The sequence below is a fragment of the Burkholderia alba genome, from assembly GCF_034721475.1.
In the GTDB taxonomy this organism is placed as follows: Bacteria; Pseudomonadota; Gammaproteobacteria; order Burkholderiales; family Burkholderiaceae; genus Burkholderia; species Burkholderia alba.
The window spans coordinates 1-412 of the sequence record NZ_JAWJWL010000184.1 but is presented as its reverse complement, the minus strand read 5'-3'; the positions used below and the strand labels follow the sequence as shown (position 1 = coordinate 412).

The window sequence follows — 412 nt, the reverse complement described above, 5'->3', positions numbered from 1 at the left end:
TGTTGGTGGTGCTCAGGCCGGTGGACAGCGAAGCGACGTTGCTGTTGGTGGCGAAGAGCTGGCTGCCGTTGATCGCGTCGGTGCTGGTGGCGGTGATCTGGCCGGCAGCGACGTTGGTGATCTGGCGTTCCTGGCCCGGCGCGCCGACGCTGAAGACGCCGACCGGGTTGCTGCCGGCGAAGTTGCCGAAGGTCAGGCCGCCGACGGAGGCGGACGAAACCGGGACGGCGGCCGAGGTGGTGGCGCCGTTGCCGATGGCGACCGAGTTGTCGATGTTGGCGACCGCGTTCGGGCCGATGGCGACGCTGTTCACGCCGATGGCCTGGCTGTCCGGATCGGTCGAATTGGCATGGAAGTACTTGATGCCGTTCGCGTTGATGTTGTCGATCGCGGAGCCGACGTTGTTGTTGGT

1 pseudogene is annotated in these 412 nt (G+C 66.3%); it reads right to left on the bottom strand.

The features are described 5' to 3' along the window. Positions 1-412 (bottom strand): annotated as a pseudogene (locus RZR99_RS33135) (YadA family autotransporter adhesin); the annotation flags it as partial.